This window comes from Actinoallomurus sp. NPDC052308 (assembly GCF_040679195.1).
In the GTDB taxonomy this organism is placed as follows: domain Bacteria; phylum Actinomycetota; class Actinomycetes; order Streptosporangiales; family Streptosporangiaceae; genus Actinoallomurus; species Actinoallomurus liliacearum.
The window spans coordinates 165,098-186,188 of record NZ_JBFAUM010000010.1; the positions used below are offsets into that span (position 1 = coordinate 165,098).

At 70.7% G+C, this 21,091-nt stretch carries 22 protein-coding genes; 11 read left to right on the plus strand and 11 right to left on the minus strand.

Annotated features, from left to right (window positions below; all coding sequences use genetic code 11):
* The first annotated feature begins 3 nt into the window (after nucleotides 1-3).
* Together AB0L00_RS24455 and AB0L00_RS24460 are read left to right on the plus strand one after the other, a co-directional pair.
* Nucleotides 4-1,212: a hypothetical protein gene (locus AB0L00_RS24455; RefSeq protein ID WP_364438319.1), complete on the plus strand. Its 1,209-nt coding sequence runs from the start codon at nucleotides 4-6 to the stop codon at nucleotides 1,210-1,212.
* Between the two features lie 87 nt (nucleotides 1,213-1,299).
* Complete coding sequence (locus AB0L00_RS24460) at nucleotides 1,300-1,749, plus strand: barstar family protein (RefSeq protein ID WP_364438322.1); 450 nt, start codon at nucleotides 1,300-1,302, stop codon at nucleotides 1,747-1,749.
* A gap of 130 nt (nucleotides 1,750-1,879) precedes the next feature.
* Here the strand turns inward: AB0L00_RS24460 and AB0L00_RS24465 are convergent, their stop codons facing one another.
* Both AB0L00_RS24465 and AB0L00_RS24470 read right to left on the minus strand, forming a co-directional pair.
* Nucleotides 1,880-2,638: a deoxyribonuclease IV gene (locus tag AB0L00_RS24465; protein ID WP_364438324.1), complete on the minus strand. Its 759-nt coding sequence runs from the start codon at nucleotides 2,636-2,638 to the stop codon at nucleotides 1,880-1,882.
* 98 nt (nucleotides 2,639-2,736) lie between these two features.
* The gene (locus AB0L00_RS24470) at nucleotides 2,737-3,024 is read right to left on the minus strand and encodes a hypothetical protein (protein WP_364438327.1); all 288 of its coding nucleotides are present in this window, start codon (nucleotides 3,022-3,024) and stop codon (nucleotides 2,737-2,739) included.
* A gap of 152 nt (nucleotides 3,025-3,176) precedes the next feature.
* Here AB0L00_RS24470 and AB0L00_RS24475 point away from each other — a divergent pair, with 152 nt between their 5' ends.
* The 6 genes from AB0L00_RS24475 to AB0L00_RS24500 all read left to right on the plus strand — a co-directional run bounded on the left by AB0L00_RS24475 (nucleotide 3,177) and on the right by AB0L00_RS24500 (nucleotide 6,140).
* Entirely contained in the window at nucleotides 3,177-3,320 is a 144-nt protein-coding gene (locus AB0L00_RS24475; protein WP_364438330.1) for a hypothetical protein, read from the plus strand.
* 152 nt (nucleotides 3,321-3,472) lie between these two features.
* Nucleotides 3,473-3,763, plus strand: a complete 291-nt coding sequence (rpsF, locus tag AB0L00_RS24480; RefSeq protein WP_345366221.1) for a 30S ribosomal protein S6 — start codon at nucleotides 3,473-3,475, stop codon at nucleotides 3,761-3,763.
* A 51-nt stretch (nucleotides 3,764-3,814) separates the two neighbouring features.
* On the plus strand, nucleotides 3,815-4,414 hold the full coding sequence (locus AB0L00_RS24485) for a single-stranded DNA-binding protein (RefSeq protein WP_364438333.1): 600 nt from the start codon (nucleotides 3,815-3,817) through the stop codon (nucleotides 4,412-4,414).
* Nucleotides 4,415-4,488: 74 nt separating this feature from the next.
* Nucleotides 4,489-4,725, plus strand: coding sequence for a 30S ribosomal protein S18 (gene rpsR, locus AB0L00_RS24490; RefSeq protein WP_252781265.1), 237 nt, complete (start codon nucleotides 4,489-4,491; stop codon nucleotides 4,723-4,725).
* Between the two features lie 17 nt (nucleotides 4,726-4,742).
* The gene (rplI, locus tag AB0L00_RS24495; protein ID WP_364438335.1) at nucleotides 4,743-5,189 is read left to right on the plus strand and encodes a 50S ribosomal protein L9; all 447 of its coding nucleotides are present in this window, start codon (nucleotides 4,743-4,745) and stop codon (nucleotides 5,187-5,189) included.
* Nucleotides 5,190-5,357: 168 nt separating this feature from the next.
* Nucleotides 5,358-6,140 carry a peptidoglycan recognition family protein gene (locus tag AB0L00_RS24500; protein WP_364438337.1) on the plus strand — a complete coding sequence of 261 codons (783 nt, stop codon included), beginning with the start codon at nucleotides 5,358-5,360 and terminating at the stop codon, nucleotides 6,138-6,140.
* A 204-nt stretch (nucleotides 6,141-6,344) separates the two neighbouring features.
* Here AB0L00_RS24500 and AB0L00_RS24505 read toward each other — a convergent pair whose 3' ends face one another.
* The 3 genes from AB0L00_RS24505 to AB0L00_RS24515 are packed head-to-tail and all read right to left on the minus strand — an operon-like array spanning nucleotide 6,345 to nucleotide 8,341.
* Nucleotides 6,345-6,533, minus strand: a complete 189-nt coding sequence (locus tag AB0L00_RS24505) for a hypothetical protein (protein ID WP_345366212.1) — start codon at nucleotides 6,531-6,533, stop codon at nucleotides 6,345-6,347.
* A gap of 54 nt (nucleotides 6,534-6,587) precedes the next feature.
* Nucleotides 6,588-7,055, minus strand: a complete 468-nt coding sequence (locus AB0L00_RS24510; RefSeq protein ID WP_364438340.1) for a hypothetical protein — start codon at nucleotides 7,053-7,055, stop codon at nucleotides 6,588-6,590.
* Nucleotides 7,025-8,341, minus strand: a complete 1,317-nt coding sequence (locus AB0L00_RS24515; RefSeq protein ID WP_364438342.1) for an MATE family efflux transporter — start codon at nucleotides 8,339-8,341, stop codon at nucleotides 7,025-7,027. Before AB0L00_RS24515 ends, AB0L00_RS24510 begins: the two co-directional genes overlap by 31 nt.
* A gap of 325 nt (nucleotides 8,342-8,666) precedes the next feature.
* Here AB0L00_RS24515 and dnaB point away from each other — a divergent pair, with 325 nt between their 5' ends.
* Nucleotides 8,667-10,019, plus strand: coding sequence for a replicative DNA helicase (gene dnaB, locus AB0L00_RS24520; RefSeq protein ID WP_364438344.1), 1,353 nt, complete (start codon nucleotides 8,667-8,669; stop codon nucleotides 10,017-10,019).
* Between the two features lie 179 nt (nucleotides 10,020-10,198).
* Here dnaB and AB0L00_RS24525 read toward each other — a convergent pair whose 3' ends face one another.
* From AB0L00_RS24525 to AB0L00_RS24540, 4 genes are all read right to left on the minus strand, one after another.
* Nucleotides 10,199-13,015, minus strand: a complete 2,817-nt coding sequence (locus AB0L00_RS24525) for a sugar-binding domain-containing protein (RefSeq protein WP_364438346.1) — start codon at nucleotides 13,013-13,015, stop codon at nucleotides 10,199-10,201.
* A gap of 244 nt (nucleotides 13,016-13,259) precedes the next feature.
* Nucleotides 13,260-13,400 carry a hypothetical protein gene (locus AB0L00_RS24530; RefSeq protein WP_364438349.1) on the minus strand — a complete coding sequence of 47 codons (141 nt, stop codon included), beginning with the start codon at nucleotides 13,398-13,400 and terminating at the stop codon, nucleotides 13,260-13,262.
* Nucleotides 13,397-15,922 (minus strand): FtsX-like permease family protein, encoded by a 2,526-nt coding sequence (locus AB0L00_RS24535; RefSeq protein ID WP_364438351.1) that lies wholly within the window; start codon nucleotides 15,920-15,922, stop codon nucleotides 13,397-13,399. The genes AB0L00_RS24530 and AB0L00_RS24535 overlap by 4 nt, the downstream gene beginning before the upstream one ends.
* Nucleotides 15,919-16,686, minus strand: a complete 768-nt coding sequence (locus AB0L00_RS24540) for an ABC transporter ATP-binding protein (RefSeq protein WP_364438354.1) — start codon at nucleotides 16,684-16,686, stop codon at nucleotides 15,919-15,921. The genes AB0L00_RS24535 and AB0L00_RS24540 overlap by 4 nt, the downstream gene beginning before the upstream one ends.
* Before the next feature lie 155 nt (nucleotides 16,687-16,841).
* On the opposite strand from AB0L00_RS24540, the gene AB0L00_RS24545 reads away from it, so the two are divergent.
* Together AB0L00_RS24545 and AB0L00_RS24550 are read left to right on the plus strand one after the other, a co-directional pair.
* Complete coding sequence (locus tag AB0L00_RS24545; RefSeq protein WP_364438356.1) at nucleotides 16,842-18,107, plus strand: sensor domain-containing protein; 1,266 nt, start codon at nucleotides 16,842-16,844, stop codon at nucleotides 18,105-18,107.
* Nucleotides 18,095-18,739, plus strand: a complete 645-nt coding sequence (locus tag AB0L00_RS24550) for a response regulator transcription factor (RefSeq protein ID WP_364438359.1) — start codon at nucleotides 18,095-18,097, stop codon at nucleotides 18,737-18,739. The genes AB0L00_RS24545 and AB0L00_RS24550 overlap by 13 nt, the downstream gene beginning before the upstream one ends.
* An 11-nt stretch (nucleotides 18,740-18,750) precedes the next feature.
* Here the strand turns inward: AB0L00_RS24550 and AB0L00_RS24555 are convergent, their stop codons facing one another.
* Together AB0L00_RS24555 and AB0L00_RS24560 are read right to left on the minus strand one after the other, a co-directional pair.
* Complete coding sequence (locus AB0L00_RS24555) at nucleotides 18,751-20,052, minus strand: serine/threonine-protein kinase (protein ID WP_364438362.1); 1,302 nt, start codon at nucleotides 20,050-20,052, stop codon at nucleotides 18,751-18,753.
* Nucleotides 20,053-20,169: 117 nt separating this feature from the next.
* A complete protein-coding gene (locus AB0L00_RS24560; RefSeq protein ID WP_364438480.1) occupies nucleotides 20,170-20,982 on the minus strand; it encodes a nitroreductase/quinone reductase family protein in 813 nt (270 codons plus the stop codon).
* Between the last annotated feature and the right edge of the window lie 109 nt (nucleotides 20,983-21,091).

Consider the following 21,091-nt stretch of genomic DNA (forward strand, 5'->3'; position numbering starts at 1 on the left):
GCCATGGTCGAGGAAGGCCGCTCGGACGGCGTCGGCGTGGCGCGGCTCCGTACCGGCGACCGGCTCGCGCTGCGCGCCTGGTTCGGTACGCGGGCGGCCGTGCTGGGGATCTCGCTCCTCGCCTCGGCGTTGTGGTCGTACGGTGACCTGCACGACTCCTTCCTCGGCCGGTGGACCCAGTGGGACGTCGACCACTTCGTGGAGATCGCCCAGTACGGCTACCGGGGGAATCCCGCCCACCCGCCGGACGCCGGGCTGCCGGCCTTCTTCCCCGGCCTGCCGCTCGTGCTGCGGATCCTCCATCCGCTGATCCCGAACTGGGAACTGTCGGCGCTGCTGGTCAGCCTCGTCGCCGGCGCGGTGGCGTCGGTCGCGCTGGCCCGGCTCGGCGAGCAGGCCGTGACGGGCGCCGACGGGAGCGGGGTAGACGCCGGCGGGAGCGGGGCGCACGCCGGTCACTCCAGGCTCGGCGCGCACGCCGGATCGCCCCTGAGCGGCGCGGGGCCGCGCGCGGTGTTCGCGCTGCTCGTCAGCCCGTACGCCGTGTTCCTGTTCGCCGGTTACTCCGAGACCCTCTTCCTGGCGTTCGCGCTGCCGGCCTGGCTGCTGGCCAGGCAGCGGCGGTGGCCGGCCGCGGTCCTGTGCGCCGCGGGCGCGTCCTGCGTGCGGGTGACCGGGCTCTTCCTCGCCGCGGCGCTGATCGTGGAGTTCCTGACCGCCGACCGGCGATGGCGGTCGGCGCCGTGGTTGGCGGTGCCGTTCCTCCCGGTGCTGGGCTACGCCGCGTATCTCTGGCGTCGTACGGGCGACTGGTCGGCGTGGCAGCACGCGCAGGAGGCGGGCTGGGGACGCTCGACGGTGTGGCCGTGGACCTCCTTCGAGACGACGTGGCAGGCGGCCTTCGGCACGCACGACCAGTTCACGACGGCCTTCCGGGTGGAGCTGATCGCGGCCGCGGTCGGCGTCGCGCTGACCTGCTGGCTGTTGTGGCGGCGGCAGTGGGCGGAGAGCGTGTACGTCGGGCTGCCGCTGATCTCGCTGCTGACCTCGGCGTACTACCTGTCGATCGGCCGGGCGACGCTGCTGTGGTGGCCGCTGTGGCTGGCGGTCGGGCGGTGCCGGCGTCCGGCGTACGTGATCCTGATCGTCGTCTTCCTGCCGCTGATGACGGCCGAGGTGGTGACCTACAACTCCGGAGGCTGGGCGGGCTGACGCCGGACGGGTGTACGGAGGACCATCGAAGGTAGGTACAGCGAGCGGCAGACCGCCGGACCTTCGAACGCTGCGAACGGGTGAGTGATGATCGCGGAGCTCCTGACCGGACGCCGGCCACCGGGCGTGTACACCTGGCCCGTCGACCGGAAGGAGGCCGCCCGTGGCGCCGCCGAGGCCGAACGCGCCGGTCGGCGGGTCTTCTGGCTCGACGTCCACGATGTGCGGGACAAGCGGGCGCTCCTCGAGCGGTGCGCCGAGGAGTTCCTCCTGCCGTCGTACTTCGGGCACAACTGGGATGCCCTCCAGGACGGCCTACGGGACCTGTCCTGGGCGCCGGCGAACTGCGGCTACCTGGTGATGTACGACCACTGGCGGGAGCTGGCGGGCGCCGACCCGGCGGTCCACCAGACGCTACTGGAGGTCTTCACCGCCGCCGTCGAGCACTGGCGGCACACCGCGACGCCGTTGGCGGTCCTCATCCTGGTGACGGAGGAGGACCGGGAAGGCGCCCCGGTCGGGCTCCCCGACGCCTGAGCCGCGCTCCGATTGTCCACAGCCTGTGGACAATCGGCCGCTCGGCGTCCGGCGAATCAGGGGCCCACCATGGCGCGACGTCGTCCACAGCCTGTGGATAACTCCCGTGCCCGGTAGGACGGGATGCGGGTCAGAGGTGCTCGCGGAGCCAGGCGATGTCGGCGGCCTGCCCGTCGCCGGGCGTCTCCACGACCACCGGCGCCCCGGCCGCCCGTACGACGGCCAGGATCAGCTCCGGGTCGATCCGGCCGTCGCCGAGGTTGGCGTGCCGGTCGGCGCCGGAGCCGAACGCGTCACGGCTGTCGTTGCAGTGGACCAGGTCGATCCGGCCGGTGATGGCCTTGACGCGCTCGACCACGTCGACCAGGTCCTCACCCGCCGCGTGCGCGTGGCAGGTGTCCAGGCAGAACCCGACGTCGAAGCCGTCGAGGGCCTCCCACAGCCGGGCGATCCGGTCCAGCTTGCGGGCCATGGCGTTGTCCCCGCCCGCGGTGTTCTCGATGAGGACGGGGATCGGGAGGTCCTCCATCCGCTCGAAGACCTTGCGCCAGTTGTCGAAGCCGCTCTGCGGGTCGTCGTTCTTCAGCACGTGCCCGCCATGCACGATCAGACCCTTCGCGCCGATCTTCGCGGCGGCCTCGAGCTGCTGGGTGAGGATCTTGCGGCTCGGGATCCGGATGCGGTTGTTGGACGACGCGACGTTCACGATGTACGGCGCGTGGATGAACACGTCGACGTCGGAGTCGCGGATCGCCTCGTACCCCTCGGGCAGGACGGGGGCCTTCCAGCCCTGCGGGTCTCCGAGGAAGAACTGGACCACCTCGGCCTTCTTCGCGGCCGCGGCGGCGAGCGGGTCCGTTCGGTCGACGTGGGCTCCGATTCGCAGCATGGCGACGAGCCTACGCGCGCGGTCCGACCAGAACGGCGACCGACGAGAATCCACCGCCACGGATCGGCCGCTCCGGTTCCTCCGACCGCTTCGGCCGGTCAGACCGTGAAGCCGCCATGCGACAGACCCAGGCCGAGGCCGACGAAGGCCATGCCGATGCCCAGGACGTTCAGCCAGCGCTCGACCGTGGTCGCGGAGACCAACTGGGAGTACAGGCCGAAGAGGAACGTCACGAATCCCAGGCACACGGCGACGAAGTGCGTCGTGTGGACGGCCCCGAGGACGAAGGTCGCGAGGCCGGCCGCCACGGTGACGAGCGCGAGGGAGTTCTCCAAGGGGTGGGCCTGCCGTTCCAGCAGACGTCGCGGGATGGCCAGTGGTGACATAACGATTCGTCACCTCCTCCACGGGGTGGTGTCCTCCCAGAGTCGTTCCCTGTCGCCGGGCAGGTCAAGACCCTGATCGGGGGGTACGGGGCGACGAGCGTTCTGTCGGCCCCCAGGGGTATTGTCGAACGTGGTTTCGAATGGAGGATGCCATGACGATGATCACTCGTGACCTGGCCGCCATCGACGACACGGAGCTCATCGAGGAGTTGTCCATGCTGACGACCCAGACGGCCCGCATGCGGTCGCGGATGGCCGACATCATGTCCGAGCTGGACCGGCGCCGGGGCCGCTAGCGCGGGTCCCGGTCCACGGCTTCCGGCCGATTGAGCTGCCGGTTGTTGATAGCCTTTGTCGGTCCCGCGCATCCGAGACGCGGGGCGACGCAAGAGCCCTCCTGTCACGGAGAGACCGTGACCGCACCAGTCCAAAGGAGGTTGGGACCAGCATGCGTCGTTACGAAGTGATGGTCATCCTCGACCCGAACACCGAGGAGCGCACGGTCCAGCCGTCGCTCGACCAGTTCCTCACCGTGGTGAAGGACGGCGGTGGCAGCGTGGAGAAGGTCGACGTCTGGGGCCGCCGGCGCCTGTCGTACGACATCGCCAAGAAGTCCGAAGGCATCTACGCGGTCATCGACCTGACGGCCACGCCCGCCACGGTCAAAGAGCTCGACCGGCAGCTGAACCTGCAGGAGTCCATCCTGCGCACCAAGGTCATCCGCCCCGAGGCCCACTGACCGTTCCCCGGTCAGCCCACGACACGCACCGATCTGTAACCGGAGAGCCGCATGGCAGCAGGCGACACCCAGATCACGATCGTCGGCAACCTGGTCGCCGATCCCGAACTGCGCTTCACCCCGAACGGGCAGCCGGTCGCGACCTTCCGCGTGGCCTCCACCCCCCGCTTCCGTGACCAGCAGTCCGGCGAGTGGAAGGACGGCGAGAGCCTCTTCCTCACCTGCAACGTCTGGCGGCAGGCGGCGGAGAACGTCGCCGAGAGCCTCCAGCGCGGCATGCGGGTCATCGTCCAGGGCCGCCTGAAGCAGCGGTCGTACGAGACCCGCGAGGGTGAGAAGCGCACCGTCTTCGAGCTCGAGGCCGACGAGGTCGGCCCGTCGCTGAAGAACGCCACCGCGAAGGTGAACAAGTCGCAGCGCCAGGGCGGCGGCGGCGGTGGCGGCGGCTTCGGCGGTGGCGGAGGCGGCGGCTACGGCGGCGGTGGCGGCGGTGGCCAGGGCGGCTACGGCGGCGGCCAGGGCGGCGGCGGCTTCGGTGGCGGTCAGGGCGGATCGGGCGGCGGAGGCGGCGGCTTCGGCGGCGGCAACGCGCCGGCCGACGACCCCTGGGCGACCGGGGGCGGCGGCTTCTCCGACGACCCGCCGTTCTAAGCCCGTACGGGCATCACTCATCATCCGACCGACCATTCCCGCGTGAGCGGGGCTCTCTTCTAAGGAGCACCACGATGGCGAAACCGGCACCACGCAAGCCGAAGAAGAAGGTTTGCCTGTTCTGCCAGGAGAAGCTCTCCTACGTCGACTACAAGGACACGGCGCTGCTGCGCAAGTTCATCTCCGACCGCGGCAAGATCCGCGCGCGCCGGGTGACGGGCAACTGCACCCAGCACCAGCGTGACGTCGCCACCGCGATCAAGAACGCGCGTGAGATGGCGCTGCTGCCGTACACCAGCACGGCCCGCTGAGAAAGGAGTCACTCGTCATGAAGCTCATCCTGACTCAGCAGGTCGCCGGTCTCGGCGCTCCCGGCGAGGTCGTCGAGGTCAAGGACGGCTACGGCCGTAACTACCTGATCCCGCGCGGCTTCGGGATCCAGTGGACGCGCGGCGCGGAGAAGCAGATCGACTCGATCCGCAAGGCCCGCGCGGCCCGTGAGATCGCCAGCGTCGACCAGGCGGAGGCCATCCGCACCGACCTGCAGAAGCTCAAGGTCCGGCTGCGGACGCGCGCCGGTGAGAGCGGTCGGCTGTTCGGCGCTGTGACCCCGGCCGACATCGCCGGTGCCGTCAAGGCGTCCGGTGGCCCGGAGCTGGACAAGCGCCGCATCGAGGTGAAGAACCCGATCAAGACGGTCGGCTCTCACGAGGTGGCGGTGCGCCTCCACCCCGAGGTGAGCGCCAAGATCTCCCTTGAGGTTCTCGCCGGCTGACGTTGCTTCAGCGCAGGTGAAGGGCCGGGTCCGATGGGGCCCGGCCCTTCGCCGTATCCGGGCGTGTCAGGTGGCGTTCCACGTGAAACACCCAATCCGGCCTCCTCGCATTCCGCGTCGCGATCACTACGCTTAGCGATCAGTCGTCCACGGGGGGTGGCCGCGATCGTGCGTGAGGGGACGCTGCGCCGGGATGTGCTGCGGGGGATGCTGGGCATCGTGGCCGCCGATGTCATGATGGCCGGCGGGATGATGTGGGCGAACGCCGACGTGACACCGAAGGTGTACACGCGCAGAGAGTGGGGGGCGGTGCCGCCGAGGCGGCCACCGCGGGTGCTGGACCGCGCGCCGGACCACATCATCGTGCACCACACCGCCTCGCCCAATGCTTCTGATCTGTCCCGTTCGCACGCGTTCGAGCTCTCCCGGCAGATCCAGCGCTACCACATGAAGAGCCAGGGCTGGGACGACATCGGAGAGCAGCTGACGATCAGCCGTGGCGGTCACGTCATGGAGGGACGGGCGGGCTCCCTGCCGACCATCCAGCAGGGCCGGCTCGTCGTCGGCGCCCAGTCGCTGCACCACAACGACCACACGATCGGCATCGAGAACGAGGGCACGTACGAGAAGGAGGACGTGCCCGGCCGGTTGTGGGACGCGCTGGTCGGCGTCTGCTTCTGGCTGTGCACGGCCTACCGGCTCGATCCGTCCGTGGCGATCATCGGTCACCGCGACTACAACGACACGGACTGCCCGGGGGACGTGCTCTACCGCCGGCTGCCACGCCTGCGCGCGGAGGTGGCGCGGGCCCTGGACGACGCCGCGTCGCACGCCGACCCGCCGCACGGCGACCCGCCGCACGGCGACCCACCGCACGCCGACCCGCCGTCCGACGCACGACGTCGCCTGACGTCCCGCCACCAGCGCCGGCTGCACGGCCACGAGAAGTAGACCCTCCGGCCGCCGGCGACCGGCGCCAGGACGCCCGGGGCGGTGTCTCCGCCTGCGGGTGCTCCGGGCGAGGCCTCCGTGTGTGGGCCGGCGTGACGCGTCTGCGGGTGGGGTTTCCATGGTGGGCGTCCCCGTGTGGGGCGCCCGGCGTAAGGCCTCCGCGCGCGGACGCCGGGACGGGCGACGTCCGCACGCGGGCGTCGTTCAGGACTCCAGGGTCGAGTAGCAGGCGCGGCGGCGGGCGAGTTCGGGATCGAGGCCCTCGACGAGGGCCCAGATGCCGGCCACCCGCTCCGCCCAGGCGTCCGGCGGAAGGCCGCCGAGGCCTTCGGCGGCCAGGTCGTCGATCGCTCGGGTGAGGTGAGCCAGACGCTCCCCTTGTGTAGAACACATGTTCGAAGTCTAGCGCCCCGGGCCGACACGGGAGCGGATTTCCGCCGTACTTCGTCACGCGCGCGGCGCGCCGAACCACCGGGTGCAAGCCTCCCGCAGGCCACCGACATCCTCACCGGCCCAGGCCACGTACCCGTCCGGGCGTACGAGCACGGCGGCGGCCGGAGCGTCGTCCGTCCGCGCCGTCACCGCCTCGACGCGACCGGCCCACGGCCGTACCGCGTCCCGTACGCCGGGCCGGTCGTCGAGATCGAGCAGCAGCGCGCGCCCGCTCCGCGCCAGCCGGGCCACGCTCGTCGCCGTACCGGAGACGGTCAGGGCCAGGTCGGGGCAGTACCGGCCCGCGAGCGGGTGGTCGGCGGCCACGTCGTACCGCAGGTCGAGATCGGCCATGAGGTCGGTGAGGAGGCGGTTGGCCTCCTCGGTCGACGCGAGGGCGGTGAAGACGTCGCGCAGCGCGTCGACACGCGGGCCGGGGGCCGGCAGGAGGACTAGCCGCGTACGGCGCCCGCGACCGACCACGCGTCGGTACGGGCCCGCAGGCCCAGCGTGACCAGCCGGGCGGCCATCCACACGCCCATCGCCAGCCAGAGCGACACCAGGCCGCCGCCCAGCGCGTACGCGAGCCAGGCCACCGGCAGGAACGCCGCGGTCTGGAGCACGCCCGCCACCGCCAGGTACGCCATGTCGCCCGCGCCGATGAGCACGCCGTCGAGCACGAAGACCACCCCCGCGATCGGCTGCAACAAAGCGACGATCACCAGCGCGCCGAGCAACTGGGATCGTACGGCGGCGTCGGCCGTGAACGCGTCCGGCAGCCAGGGGCGTACCGCGAACAGCAGGAGCGCGAACACCACACCGCAGGCGACGCCCCACGCGACCATCCGGCGGGTCGCGGCGCGCGCGGCCGCGACGTCGCCCGCGCCGAGCTGGCGCCCGGTGATGGCCTGCCCGGCGATCGCGATGGCGTCGAGGGCGAACGCCGTCAGCGTCCAGACGTTCGCCGCGATCTGGTGCGCGGCGATCTGCGGGTCCCCGAGGCGGGCGGCGACCATCGTGGCGACGACGAGGACGACGCGCAGGCTGAGCGTACGGATCAGCAGGCCGACACCGGCCGTCGCCGACGCCCGCAGCCCGCCGAGGTCCGGGCGGAGCGGCGCGCCGTACGTCCGCGCGCCGCGCAGGACCATGACGACATAGGCGGCGGCGCCGCCGGTCTGCGCCAGGACCGTGCCCCACGCCGAGCCCGCGATGCCCGCCCCGAGCACCAGGACGAACAGCGCGTTCAGCCCGGCGTTGACGACGAACATCCCCACCGAGACGACCAGCGGCGTCCTCGTGTCCTGCATCCCGCGCAGCACCCCGGTGCCGGCCAGCACGATCAGCATGCCCGGGACGCCGAGGAGGCTGATGTGCACGTACGTCTCCGCCTGCGGCGCGACGACCGCCGACGCGCCCAACGCGCGGACCACCACGGGGACGAGGGGCCGCCCGACGACGATCAGGGCGATCCCGATGAGGGCGGCGAGCCAGATGCCGTCGACGCCCTGCCGTACGGCGGCGCGGTGGTTGCCGGCGCCCACCTGGCGGGAGACGGACGCGGTCGTGCCGTACGCGAGGAAGACGCACAGGTTCACCAGCGTGTTGAGGATCTGCCCGGCGACCCCGAGCGCGCCGAGGGAGACCGTCCCCAGATGACCGACGATCGCCGAGTCGGTGAGGAGGAACAGCGGCTCGGCGACGAGCGCGCCGAACGCGGGGATCGCGAGGCGGAGGATCTCCCGGTCATGGGGGTGCCGGAACGTCATGATGTGCCACTGTAACCGGCAAACGGGACTTAACGCTTACCTGCTCCTGTGGGCGACCCTGTGGATGACCGTCGTCCGAACTTTCTCGCGCCCACAGGTGGTGGACGAAGTATCCCCAGGTCAGCGCACTGATTTGGATGGCCGATCCGAGTATCCACAAGTTATCCACAGGAGATGTGCACAGCCGGATCGGCGTGTATGCACAGGTGGTCCACAGTGCCCTCCACAGATCATTTTGCCTTCCCTCCCCGACCGGCCGCAGACTGTCAGACCTGTGGGATAGACGTGGAAGACGTGAGCGACTGAGACCGTTGGGGGTGTCGGAATGAGCGTCACCGATATGCCCTCACACGAGCAGGAGTTCGAGCGCACCCCGCCGCACGACCTGGCCGCCGAGCAGTGCGTCCTGGGCAGCATGCTGCTGTCCCAGACGGCGATCGCCGAGGTCATCGAGATGGTCCAGAGCCGCGACTTCTACCGGCCGGCGCACCAGACCGTCTTCGATCGGATCCTCGACCTGTACGGCCGGGGCGACCCGGTCGACGCCATCACCGTCAAGGACGAGCTGCTCAAGCGCGGCGAGCTCAGCCGCATCGGCGATGCGCCGTACCTCCACACCCTGGTCGCCTCGGTGCCCACCGCGGCCAACGCCGGCTACTACGCCAAGATCGTGCAGGAGAAGGCCGTCCTGCGGCGGCTCGTCGAGGTCGGCACCCGTATCGCCCAGCTCGGCTACAGCACCGACGGCGCCGACGCCGACGCCCTCCTCGACCGGGCCCAGGCCGAGGTCTACGCCATCGCCGACAAGCGTTCCGGCGAGGACTACGCGCCGCTCAGCGACATCATGCCCGGCGCCCTGGACGAGATCGAGGCGATCGGCAGCCGCGGCGGCCAGATGGTCGGCGTCCCCACCGGCTTCACCGACCTCGACGCCCTCACCAACGGCCTCCATTCCGGGCAAATGATTATCATCGCCGCTCGCCCAGCCATTGGCAAAAGTACGCTCGCTCTAGATTTGGCCCGAGCTGCGGCAATTAAGCACCAATTGGCGACCGTGGTGTTCTCGCTGGAGATGGGGCGCAACGAGATCACGATGCGTCTCCTCTCGGCCGAGGCGCGGGTCGCGCTGCACGCCATGCGGTCCGGCTCCATGAACGACGAGGACTGGACGCGCCTGGCCCGGCGGATGAGCGAGGTCGCCGAGGCGCCGCTGTTCATCGACGACTCGCCGAACATGTCGATGATGGAGATCCGCGCCAAGTGCCGGCGGCTGAAGCAGCAGCACGACCTGCGTCTGGTCATCATCGACTACCTCCAGCTCATGCAGTCCGGCAAGCGGGTGGAGAGCCGCCAGGTCGAGGTCTCGGAGTTCTCCCGGTCGCTCAAGCTTCTCGCCAAGGAGCTCGAGGTTCCGGTCATCGCGCTCTCCCAGCTCAACCGTGGCCCAGAGCAGCGAACCGACAAGAAGCCCATGGTGTCCGACCTGCGCGAAAGTGGGTCGATCGAGCAGGACGCGGACATGGTCATCCTGCTGCACCGTGAGGACGCCTACGAGAAGGAGTCCCCACGGGCCGGCGAGGCGGACCTGATCGTGGCCAAGCACCGTAACGGCCCCACCGCCACCGTGACCGTCGCCTTCCAGGGCCACTACAGCCGCTTCGTCGACATGGCCCACTGAGCCGGGCGACTGTTGTAGCGTTTCAATTTTGGTGTCGTAATTTCAAAACCCGAGCTCTACGCGGCCCTGGCCTGAGCCCCCTGCAGGACGGCCTGCGCACCGCCCTGCACAGCGACTGACCTCCTCCAGAGCCGCAATGGCCGGATGGGGGCGGGCCCCCATCCGGCCTTCGTGCGGGGTCAGCCGGTGTGGCGGGTCTGGTCGGGGACGTTGAAGCCGTTGACGCGGACGTCGGGCTTGGCGGGCGTGGCGGAGTAGCGGGCGGTGATGGTCTGCTGCTCGCCGGGCCAGAGCGTGACGTCGTTGTCGCTCCAACGGATCGGCAGCACCTGCTTGCCGCCGGCGAACAGGTCGGCCCGGGTGAACAGGGCCGGGGTGCCGCCGTGGCCGACGTTGCGGACGGTCACGCTCGTCACCATCTCGCGGCCCTCGCGGCGGGTCGTCGCGCTGACCCGGATGTCGGCGGGCTTGAGGGCGCGCAGGCCGGTCAGGTCGGCGTAGCCGTCCTTCTGGAAGACCGCGAACCCGTTGGACGGGGTGTACTGGCCGGGCGCGTGCGTCTTCGGCCAGTCGACCTGGTCGGCCTTGGTGGACAGCCAGTACACGTTGCGGCTGACGACCTCGGACCCGCGGGTGAGGGTGAGCTTCTCGAAGTAGGTCTTCGAGGTCCCGGCCGGGACCTTCGGGTGCAGGACGGTCCGCACGTCCTGGCTGCCCAGCGCCCCGACGGGCGCGGTGGCGGTGGCGCGGACCTTGCCGTCGAGGTCGATGATCTGCGCGGTGGCGCGCAGGCCGTCCTGGCGGGCGCCGGTCAGGTTGGCGACCTTGATGGAGCCGTCGTCGTAGGAGTACATGACGTGCACCGGCTCGTTGGCCTTCTTCGCGCCGAAGTAGACGCCCGGCTGGTCGAAGTCGGAGCCGTACATGCTCCACTGGAGCGACGGCCACGCCTTGTTCAGCATCCAGTAGATGATCCCGGTGCTGGGGTTCGCCTTGTCGGTGGAGTTGCCGATGTACGACTCGAACTGCGCGCGGGTGACCTCGTACTCACCGATCTGGACGGTCTTCTGGTACGAGCCGGCGTCCTTCCAGGGGCCGTACCGGTGCCACAGCGGGGTGTTGTAGACGCCCATCCGGGACAGGCGCGTGTAGTCGGCGTAGAAGAAGGTGTGGTACATGTCCTGGCCGGCGGTCTGGCCCTGTGCGGTCGCCGGGTCCCAGATCTTCTTCTGCTCGTCCGAGGTGAGGAAGCGGTTCAGCGAGTCCTGCGTCGGGATGGTGTTCCCCGTGCTGACCTCGGTGTCGAACCCCCAGGCGCTGCCGGTCATGCTGAGCGTCGGGTCGTTGGTGTTGACGGTCTCCCGCCTGTTGTTCCACAGGGCGCCCGGCGGGAAGTAGTTGTAGCCGCCCTCCTTGGTGCCGGCCGGCCCGAGCTTGGGCGACGACTTGTACTCCGCCGCGGCGACCTGTGGGAGGCGGAAGTCGGCCTGCTCGAACGCCTTCAGGAAGAGGGCCTCCTTCTCTGGGTCGGGCGCGTCGTCGCTGCCCTGGAAGAAGGTGAAGACGCTCGGGTGGTCGCGGAGCCGCTCCGCCATCGTGCCCGCCTGGTTGGACGCGTTGGCCTTCACGTCGTCCGACCAGGTCGACGACTTGCTCTCCCAGAGGGCGCAGCACTGCCAGCCCGGCATGGCGAGGACGCCCGCCCGGTCGAGCTGGGCGAACATGTCGTCGGGCGGGAAGTTGCCCTCGAACCGGACCGCGTTCAGACCCATGTTGCGGATGTAGGAGATCTGGTCGGAGACGTTGGACGGGGAGTAGCGCAGGAACAGGTCCGGCGACCATCCGGCGCCGCGGATGACCAGCGGCTTGCCGTTGACGATGAACTGCCGGTAGCCGTCCTTGCCGTGGGTCTTGCCGGGGACGGGCTTGGTGAGCCGCGACGTAACCGTCCGGATGCCGAAGTCCTCGGCGGCGGCGCTGGACACCGTTCCGCCCACGGACGCGTCCAGCGCGAGGTGGTAGAGCGGCTGGTCGCCCATCTGGTAGGGCCACCACACGGCCGGGTGCTCCAGGTGCAGGCCGGGGCAGTCCGCCTTGGTGATGGCAACGGTGCGGGTCGCGTGCGCGGGCACCGTGACCGTGGCCTCGCAGGCGACGCGGGTGGAGCCGTGCGTCACCGTGCCGGACACGACCACCCGCTGCGCCGACCCGGTGTTGTTGCGCACGTCGGCCTTGACGGTCAGGTCGGCGCTGGACAGGTCGGGGGCGTCGTCCTGCAGGACGTGCGCGTTGCGGACCGAGACCGGGCCCTCCTGGACGATCTGCGGCGCGTAGTGCAGCCCGGTGTTCTGGTCAGGTGCCATGGGGTTCCAGTCGACCTGGTTTTGGGTCAGGTACCGCATGGGCGTGTCGAACTTGGTGATGTCGGCGTCGTTGCGGGAGACGTCGAGCGCGATGGCGTTCGCCCCGTCCCGGACGTAGGGCGTGATGTCGTATTCCAGCCGGGCGTACGAGCCCTGGAGCTGCGCGCCTCCGGCGATCTCCTTCCCGTTGATCCAGAGGTCGGCCTTCCCGGAGACGCCGTGCAACACCAGGAACGTGCGGCCGCCTTTCCGGGGGTGGACAGTGAGTTGCTCGCGGTACCACCAGTTCACGTCGAACTGCTTGGCCGGGACCTTCGCCATGTTGTCGTTGTGGAAGATGTTCGGGTACCGGCCGTTCTCCAGCAGGCCCGCCATCAGCGTCTCGGGCCGGGACAGCGGCAGCCAGCCCTTCGTCGAATAGTCCGGCTTGGAGATCTCGGCGCCGGTGTCGCGGGTGTCGGCGGACGACCGGATCGCCCAGCCGGAGGTCAGTTCCGTGGTCCCGGAGGACCGGATCCTCTGCACGGCGGGCCGGCGCCCGGCGAAGGCGTGGGCCGGCATCGCGGGGGCCAACGTCCCGGCGAGGGCGAGCGCGGCGCACAGCGCCGTGGTTCGAGTCCTGGACCCGCTCATGTGTCACTCCTTCGTGCGGCCGGGCCGGGCGCTTCCCGGCGGCTGATGCCATCAATGCTCGGGCCGGGGGCATCCGCCGGGCAGTAGGGCCAGGACGTCAATGGGGGTGGTGCCAAGCCCACTTCGCGGTGAGGGCGGTGGCGTCCAGGAGCCGCCTGGTCTCGGGGTGGCCCGCGTCGTGGACTGGCCCCTGCGCTCCCTCCGGGGAGCGGGAACGATCCGTCCTCGGCCGACGTGGCCGTGGTCAGCCGACGGAGAGGGCGACGTTGATGATCACCCCGATGACGATGACGATGAGCAGGATCCAGGGCCATACCCGGCGTTCCTTGGGCGGCGTCCACCCGGTGCGGTCGGAGCGGCCGTCCGTGTGCTTTCCTTCGTTCACAGTGACTCCTTCGGGTGGGATCGCAGGGCGATTCGGGCCGGGACGAGGATGGAGAGGGTTCCGAGCAGGGACGCACCGCCCGTGATCGCCACGTACAGCAACGGCGGCAGGTAGGGCATGGGGTTGCCGGTGAGGCCGTAGCCGATCGTGGCCAGGGGCAGCAGTGGCACGGCGGTCCCGATGGCGACGGCGATCACGGCGACCAGCACGGCTTCGGCGCGCATCATTCGCATGATCTGGCGGTGGGTGGCGCCGACGAGGCGGAGTAGGGCGAACTCGCGGGTTCGTTCGGTGACGGACAGGACGAGGGCGTTCGCGACGGCCACGGCGATGTAGCCGAAGATCATCAGGAGCGGCAGGGCGCTGGTGAGGATGGCGCCGTTCTGTTGTGATCGCTGCGCCGCCGCGATGCCGTCGCGGTCGTGGACGGTGAGGCCGGGGTAGCGTCGTTCGAGTTCGCCGAGTGAGGTGCCGGGGCGGGCGCGGACGAGGATCGTCTCGTCGATTCGGCGGGTGGTGTGGGGCAGCAGGTCCGGATGGGGCAGTGTGATGTCGCCGAAGCCCGCTCCGCGGCGGTAGACGGCGATGACGCGTGGGGTGACGGGCGTGCCGTCGCCGAGGTAGAGCCGGACGGTGGAACCGACGCGGGCGCCGAGAGTGCCCGCGGCGGCTCGGCTGATCGCGACCGTTCCGCCGGCGAGGTCACCGATGTTCCCGGACTGCACCCCGAGGTCGAGTGTGCGGTCGAGCCCACGCGGATCGATGCCCTGTGCCTGGTACTCGAAGACCTCCGGGTCGCCCAGCATGGTGATCGCCGCGTAGATGGTGGAGTGGACGATCGGTGTCGCCGCCAGCACGCCGGGAGTGTTCCGGGCCGCATCGAGGGCGTCGGGAGGCACCCCTCCGTCACGCGCGAGTGTCCGGTCGGCGAGGACCCCGCGGGTCGCGTCCCGGTGGGCGGCGGCGGCCATGATCGTGGGCAGGCCGAGCTGAATCAGCGCGAAGCCGACGATGAGGATCATCGGTGAGATCGCCGCCGCCAGCCGTCGCGACGAGGCCCGCGCGCCGGCCGCCGCGAGGTATCCGGGAGTGCCGAATGAGCGACGCAGCGGTACGGCCAGCAGCCGTGTCATGGCCTTGACGACGGGCGGGCCGAGCAGGACCACAGCGATGATCATGATGAGCCCGCCCGATCCGGCCCCCGCCACCGCGAACACGCTTCCGAAGAACAGCGGCAGCAGGGAGGCGGCGCCGCCGATCAGCAGGAGTCCCAGGCCGGCCGCGACACGTGCACCGCCGGTGCCGCGGCGTTCCAGCGCGGCTTCGCCGAGCGCCTCGACGGGGCGGACACGTACGGCGCGGCGGCTCGCGGCCCACGCGGCGAGTTCGGCGACGCCGACGCAGGCCCCCAGTGCGACCAGTGCGGGCAGCGGACCGGCCGAGAACGCGTAGTCGGCGGGGATCAGACCGACGGCGCCCAAAGCGCTCTTCAACGCGAACGCCACGACGACACCCGGGAGCCAGCCGAGTGCCGCCGCCACGAGCGACACGACGAGCATTTCAGCCGCGATCATCTTGCTGATCTGGCGTGGGGTGGCCGCGATGGCGCGCAACAACGCGATCTCGCGCCGCCGGCGGTGGAAGGTGAGGGCGAGCGTGCCGGCGACGACCAGTACCGTGACCAGGATGATCGTGCCGGTGAGCGCTCCGGCCATCTCTTGCAGGTCGCTGCGGGCCCGCCGTACGTCGGGGAACTCGACGCGGCTGCGTGCCGCGCCCGTGGTGACGTTCGCGCGGGTGCCGCGCAGTGCTCTGCCGATGCGTGCGGCGAGATCCCCGGTGTCGGTATGTGGGGCGGTCAGCACACCGATGGCATCGACGGTTCCCGGGCGACCGGCGAACCGTTCGGCCTCGGCGTCGGAGAAGAACAGGGCCGGGTGCCGGTCCGCGCCGTGTCGCGCCGTGACCCCGCTCACCTGGTAGGTCGCCGGTGCGCCGCCCGCCATGATCTTGACCCGGTCACCGGCCGTCACGCGTGCCCGGCGGGCGAGGACCGCGTCGAGCACGACCTCCCCGGCGGAGGCCGGCGGGCGCCCGATGGCCGGAGTGAGGGGAGTCAGGGCCGCCGAGGCCCAGCCGTGTCCGAGTGACCCGTCCCCGGCGTTGACGGGTTCGCCCTTCCGGTCGATGACCTCGGCGGGGAAGCTCACGTCCCCGATCGCCGCACGCACGCCTTGGACGTGCGCCACCCGGTCCACGAGGGCGGTGGGCAGCGTGGCCCGCTCGGTCAGCGGCTTGTGCTTCGTCTTGCCGCCCCGCGTCACCGCGACGTTCGTCGGTCCGCCGACGACGACCGCCGCGCCCGCGTACCGCTGGGGCGCGACACCGGCGCTCAGCCCCGACTGCAGGATGATCCCGCAGGCGGTGATCAGGGCCGAAGCGCCGAGCAGGGCGACGAACGCGCCCATGAGTCCGCCGCGGTGCGCCCGGATCATCTTCCAGGCCAGGTCCAGCACGGTCACCACTCCCCGAGGCGGGTCATCGCGGCGGCCACACGTTCGGGAGTCGGCGCGTCCAGGTGCCCGGCCAGCCGTCCGTCGGCCAGGAACACGACGCGCCGGGCGTAGGACGCGGCGACCGGATCGTGGGTCACCATCACCACGGTCTGGCCGAGAGCGTCCACAAGGTGCTGGAGGAGAGTCAGGACCTGGCGTCCGGACCGTGTGTCCAGCGCGCCGGTCGGCTCGTCGGCGAAGACCACGTCCGGTCTCGTGATCAGCGCCCGGGCGACCGCGACGCGTTGTCGTTGACCGCCGGACAGCTCCGCGGGGCGATGGCGTCGCCGGTCGGCAAGCCCTACCCGCTCGAGGATCTCCACCAGCCACCGCCGGTCGGTGGGCCGGTCCGCCAGCCGCAGCGGAAGCGTGATGTTGTCCGTGACGTCGAGCGCCTCGATCAGGTTGTAGGCCTGAAAGACGAAGCCGATCCGTTCCCGGCGCAACGCGGTCAGCCCGGTCTCATCCAGGTCCGACAGGTCCGTCTCTCCGAGCAGCACCTCACCGGCGGTGGGACGGTCGAGGCCCGCGGCGCAGTTGAGGAACGTGCTCTTGCCCGAGCCCGACGGTCCCATGATCGCGATGAAGTCGCCGCGCGCGACGGCGTACGTGACGCCCGCCAGGGCGGTGACCGCTCCGTCGCCGCGGCCGTAGACCTTTCGTACGTCTCGCATCCGCACGGCGGCAGCGGTCTCCTCGTGCATCGGAGTCGCCGACACGTCGCCCCTCATCCGCCCTCCCCGTTGAAACCTCGATCACCTGCGACAACGTACGGTTCGGGGGACGGGCCCGGACAGCCGATGGGCGGGTGTCTTCGGGGTACGGCCCGTGGGGGCACCGATGGTGGAGTCGGCACCACCCTGGACTCTGCGGCGAGAATGAACCGGTGATCAGCATCGACGGGTCGCGATCGGCCTCGTGGTGGTCGGTGACCGCCAAGTCCCTCCGATCCACGACGCGGTACCTGTTCGTCGGTTTCGGGACCGGCGTGCTGGCGCTGTTCGCCCTGATCGGCCTCCTGGTGGTCGGTGCGTTGTCGCTGATCGGCATCGGCCTGCCCGCGCTGCCCGCAGCGGTGGCCGGGGTACGGCGTCTGGCCGGAACCGAACGGCGCCGCGCCTCCGCATTCCTGGACGCCCCTGTACCCGATCAGTACCGGAGCCTGGACGGGGGCTTCACGGCACGGCTGCGAAGCGTGCTGGGCGATCCGGCGACCGGCCGTGACCTGGCCTGGCTCGCGATCCACGGCCTCACCGGGACGGTGGGCGGCTATCTCGCGCTCGGGCTGCCGCTCGCCGCGCTCAACGCCGCGACGATGCCACTGTGGTGGTGGGCCGTACCGGGCAGCGCGCCGTCCGTCATCGGGCTCCCGGTCGACTCATGGCCGGCGGCGCTGACCACGCCGTTCGTCGCCGTCGGCTACGCGGCTCTCGGCCTGGTCGTGCTCCCTCGCCTCGCCCGCCTTGACGCACGGATGAGCCGGGCCCTGCTGCGGCCCACCGACCGGGTACGGCTGAGCGAACGGGTCACCGAACTCACCGCCACGCGGGCGGCGGCGCTCGAGGCGCACGCGGCCGAACTCCGGCGTCTCGAACGCGACCTTCACGATGGAACACAGAACCGCCTGGTGGCCGTCGTGATGCATCTGGGCATCCTGGATCGGGCACTGGAGTCCGCGCCGGAGAGCCAGCGCGCACTCGCGGCACGAGCCCAGCAGGCCGCCGATGACGCGCTGACGCACATGCGCCGGGTCGTCCGCACCATCTACCCGCCCATCCTCGACGAACGTGGTCTGGACGGCGCCGTCGCGGCGCTGGCCGCGCACTGCCCGATCCCCTGCCTTCTGGAGAGCGCCGAGGTTCCACGCGCCCCGGCCGCCGTGGAAGCGGCGGCGTACTTCTCGATCGCGGAGGCGCTGACGAACGTCGCCAAGCACAGCGGAGCCCGGCAGGCCGTCGTCCGGCTGACCGGACGCGACGGGACACTGGTCATCGAGGTGACCGACGACGGCCGCGGCGGCGCCGACGAGCGGGTCGGCAGCGGGCTGGCCGGCATCCGCCGACGGGTCGCCGCCCTCGATGGCCGTACGGAACTCATCAGCCCGCCCGGCGGGCCGACCGCACTACGAGTGGAGCTGCCATGCGGGTCATGATCACCGAGGACGACGCGTTGCTGCGCGAAGGGCTGGTCCTGCTGCTGGAGACCGAGGGCATCGACGTGGCCGCCGCGGTGGACAACGCCGACGACCTGCTGGCGATCATCGCCGGGGACCGCCCCGACGCGCTCGTCATGGACGTTCGGCTGCCGCCGGACCATCGCGACGAAGGACTGCGCGCAGCGGTGGAGGCGCGCCGGATCCACCCGGGCCTGCCGGTGCTCGTCCTGTCCGCGCACGTCGAGGACAGTCATGCCGCCGACCTCCTGTCCGACGGCGGCGCCGGTGTCGGCTACCTCCTCAAGGAACGGGTCGGCAAGGTCGCCGAGTTCGTCGACGCGCTGCGCCGGGTCGCCCATGGTGGCACCGTCATGGACCCCGAGGTGATCGCCCAGTTGCTGGTCCGCCGAAAGGCCGACGATCCGCTGCGCACCCTCACCCCACGCGAACGCGAGGTGCTGTCTCTCATGGCCGAAGGACACGCCAACGCAGAGATCGCCGAGCAGCTCTCCATCAGCCATGGCTCGGTGAACAAGCACATCGGCAACATCTTCGACAAGCTCGGTCTGCCCCCCGATGGCAGCGGCCACCGCCGGGTACGCGCCGTCCTGACCTATCTCAGCGCTTGAGCGCGCGTCGCTCAGCCGCCGAACAGAGAGCCGAGCTTGAACCACAGAGCGTGCATGAAGTCGGACGGACCATCGATCGGAACGTAGTCCCAGGCCACCGGAGTGAGGCTCCAGAAGAGCCAGAAAGCCGCCAGGGAGAGGAGTGCGACCAGCACGGCCCGCACCGCCTTCCTGGAGTACCAAGGCGGCGATTCACGGTGCCTGGCCCGTCTACGACGCGCCGCCGTTCCCCGCTGTTCGAGGGCCGTCGCCTCGACCGGCACAGATGCCGTGCCGGCCATCTCCGTCCGCTCGGCGCCCGCTGCCGGGCGATGTGCCGGCGGGGAGCGCCGCCGTCCCCCTGACGACCGGCGTGTCGCCGTCTTCGGATTCGTCGATGGGGATCGTCCCGACTGGGGCACCGGCCCGTCCGCAGAGGAGCGGTCGTCCGCGACGCCGGAGTCCGCGGCGACGGCCGTCCGGGCCGCCGGGCTCTCCTGGCCGACCGGAGCGGGCGGGATGGGAGGCACCCGTGGATCGCTGCGGACCTGACGCGCCCAACTCGCGATCTGCGTCGCCGACGGGCGGTCCTGCGGGTCGCGGGCCAGAGCCGCTTTGACCTGAGCCTTCAGGTGCGGCGGCACGCCATCGACGTCGGGTTCGCCGGAGACGGCGCGGGCGAGGAGGGCCTGCAGCGATCCGGTGCCGAACGGCGGCCGGCCGGTCGCCGCGAACGCGACCGTCGCACCCCAGCCGTAGACGTCCATCGCCGGGCCGGGAGGTCCGCCGTCGATGACCTCGGGTCCCAGGTAGCCCGGCGTGCCGATGAACATGCCGGTCTGGGTGAGGCGAGTGGAGTCGGCCGCGTGCGCGATACCGAAGTCGATCAGAACCGGGTCTCCGCCGACGAGCATGACGTTGTTCGGCTTGACGTCGCGGTGGATGATCCCTGCCTCGTGGATCGCGATGAGCGCTTCGGCCAGGCCTGCCGACAGCCGCACCAGCAGGTCGCCGTGCAGGGGCCCGACCGCCTGGACGACGGTGTCGAGCGGCTGGCCGTCGATGAAGCGGGTCACGATGTACGGGCGTTCCCCCACGACGTCCGCGTCGATCACCTCCGCGACGCGTGGACCGCGTACGCGGCGCATGGCGTCGACCTCGCGGGCCAGCCGCCTGCGGAAGGCGGCGTCCTCGGCCAGCTCGGGTTTCAGCAGCTTCAGCGCGAAGTCGTGGCCGTTCTCGTCGGTCGCCCGGTAGACGACGCCCATTCCTCCCTTGCCGAGCGCTGCTCCCAGGCGATACCGGCCGACCCGCTGCACCGCGGAGTTCTCCAAAGGGGTTCTGCTCCTTCACAGATCAGCCCAAGATCATCCTCCGTCAGTGGTTATACGACTCGGCGTCAGCAAAGGTTGTTCGGAGCCCCGAGAAAAATGATCACAGCGGGGGAGCGCTCACCGCTGCGGAGGCGTCGCGCCCACTGCGGGAAGGAGGTTCGCCTCCTCGTAGGCGAAGTGGTCCTCCAGGCCGGTGACCACGCGGTCGAGTTCGGCGCGGAACCGTGCGACGTCGTCGCCGGACGGCGCCTCCCGCAGCAGCGCCTCGAAGTCCTCCAGTGCCTTCTCCATCACGTGGTGCTCGGCGCGCAGCCGTTCGATGACGGGTGCCAGGTGCGGGAACTCGTCCTCGAAGGCGGAGAACGCGCCGTTCTCGCGGGTGTGGTGCAGCTGCAGGCCATGGCAGAAGGTCAGGCAGTGCCCGCGCAGTTGGACGGCCAGGTCCGCCGGAGGGGCGGGGGCGGCGGACCCCGGCTCGCCGGTGAGGAGGTCGTCGAGCCGTGCCCGTACGTCGCGCAGTTGGGCGCGGAGTTCATCGTGGTGGCGCACCAGTTGCTCGCCGATCAGCCGGGCGCGCGTCGTGTCGGCGGACAGGTCGAGGAGGTGCAGGGCCACCACGGGGATCGTCCGGGTGGTCTGCTCCTGGTACTGGCGGAACGCCGGGTTGACGGCGCACTGGCGTTCGTACCAGTGGTCCCGCTCGTCGCCGTCGAGGACCACGGCGCGGGCGGCGAAGGGACGGACGTGGCCCTGCTCGGTGCCGAGCTCGATCGTCGCCTGCGGGCTGACCAGGAGGTTCTCGTACCAGTCGGAATGCTGCGGCCGGCCGGCGTTCGAGCCGAACACGAGGTACCGGTCGCCGTCGCGCAGGTGGACGACGGGGGTGGTGTGCGGCCTGCCCGTCTTCCGGCCGGCCGTGGTCAGCAGCAGGAGGGGACGCCGTCGAACATCCCGCCGACCTTCCCGTTGTTCGCGCGGAACTCCCTGATGATCGGGACGTTCGGGTTCGTGTTCGAGGCTGTCGCGTTCATGGAGTGAG

What these genes read in the sequence shown, in the direction of transcription:
- AB0L00_RS24470 (WP_364438327.1), bottom strand. Translation starts at nt 3,024, where the DNA reads ATGTCACCACTGGCCATCCCGCGACGTCTGCTGGAACGGCAGGCCCAC.
- AB0L00_RS24455 (WP_364438319.1), top strand. Translation starts at nt 4, where the DNA reads ATGGTCGAGGAAGGCCGCTCGGACGGCGTCGGCGTGGCGCGGCTCCGT.
- AB0L00_RS24460 (WP_364438322.1), top strand. Translation starts at nt 1,300, where the DNA reads ATGATCGCGGAGCTCCTGACCGGACGCCGGCCACCGGGCGTGTACACC.
- rplI (WP_364438335.1), top strand. Translation starts at nt 4,743, where the DNA reads ATGAAGCTCATCCTGACTCAGCAGGTCGCCGGTCTCGGCGCTCCCGGC.
- AB0L00_RS24485 (WP_364438333.1), top strand. Translation starts at nt 3,815, where the DNA reads ATGGCAGCAGGCGACACCCAGATCACGATCGTCGGCAACCTGGTCGCC.
- dnaB (WP_364438344.1), top strand. Translation starts at nt 8,667, where the DNA reads ATGAGCGTCACCGATATGCCCTCACACGAGCAGGAGTTCGAGCGCACC.
- AB0L00_RS24515 (WP_364438342.1), bottom strand. Translation starts at nt 8,341, where the DNA reads ATGACGTTCCGGCACCCCCATGACCGGGAGATCCTCCGCCTCGCGATC.
- rpsF (WP_345366221.1), top strand. Translation starts at nt 3,473, where the DNA reads ATGCGTCGTTACGAAGTGATGGTCATCCTCGACCCGAACACCGAGGAG.
- AB0L00_RS24540 (WP_364438354.1), bottom strand. Translation starts at nt 16,686, where the DNA reads ATGAGGGGCGACGTGTCGGCGACTCCGATGCACGAGGAGACCGCTGCC.
- AB0L00_RS24525 (WP_364438346.1), bottom strand. Translation starts at nt 13,015, where the DNA reads ATGAGCGGGTCCAGGACTCGAACCACGGCGCTGTGCGCCGCGCTCGCC.
- AB0L00_RS24465 (WP_364438324.1), bottom strand. Translation starts at nt 2,638, where the DNA reads ATGCTGCGAATCGGAGCCCACGTCGACCGAACGGACCCGCTCGCCGCC.
- rpsR (WP_252781265.1), top strand. Translation starts at nt 4,489, where the DNA reads ATGGCGAAACCGGCACCACGCAAGCCGAAGAAGAAGGTTTGCCTGTTC.
- AB0L00_RS24475 (WP_364438330.1), top strand. Translation starts at nt 3,177, where the DNA reads ATGACGATGATCACTCGTGACCTGGCCGCCATCGACGACACGGAGCTC.
- AB0L00_RS24505 (WP_345366212.1), bottom strand. Translation starts at nt 6,533, where the DNA reads ATGTGTTCTACACAAGGGGAGCGTCTGGCTCACCTCACCCGAGCGATC.
- AB0L00_RS24550 (WP_364438359.1), top strand. Translation starts at nt 18,095, where the DNA reads ATGCGGGTCATGATCACCGAGGACGACGCGTTGCTGCGCGAAGGGCTG.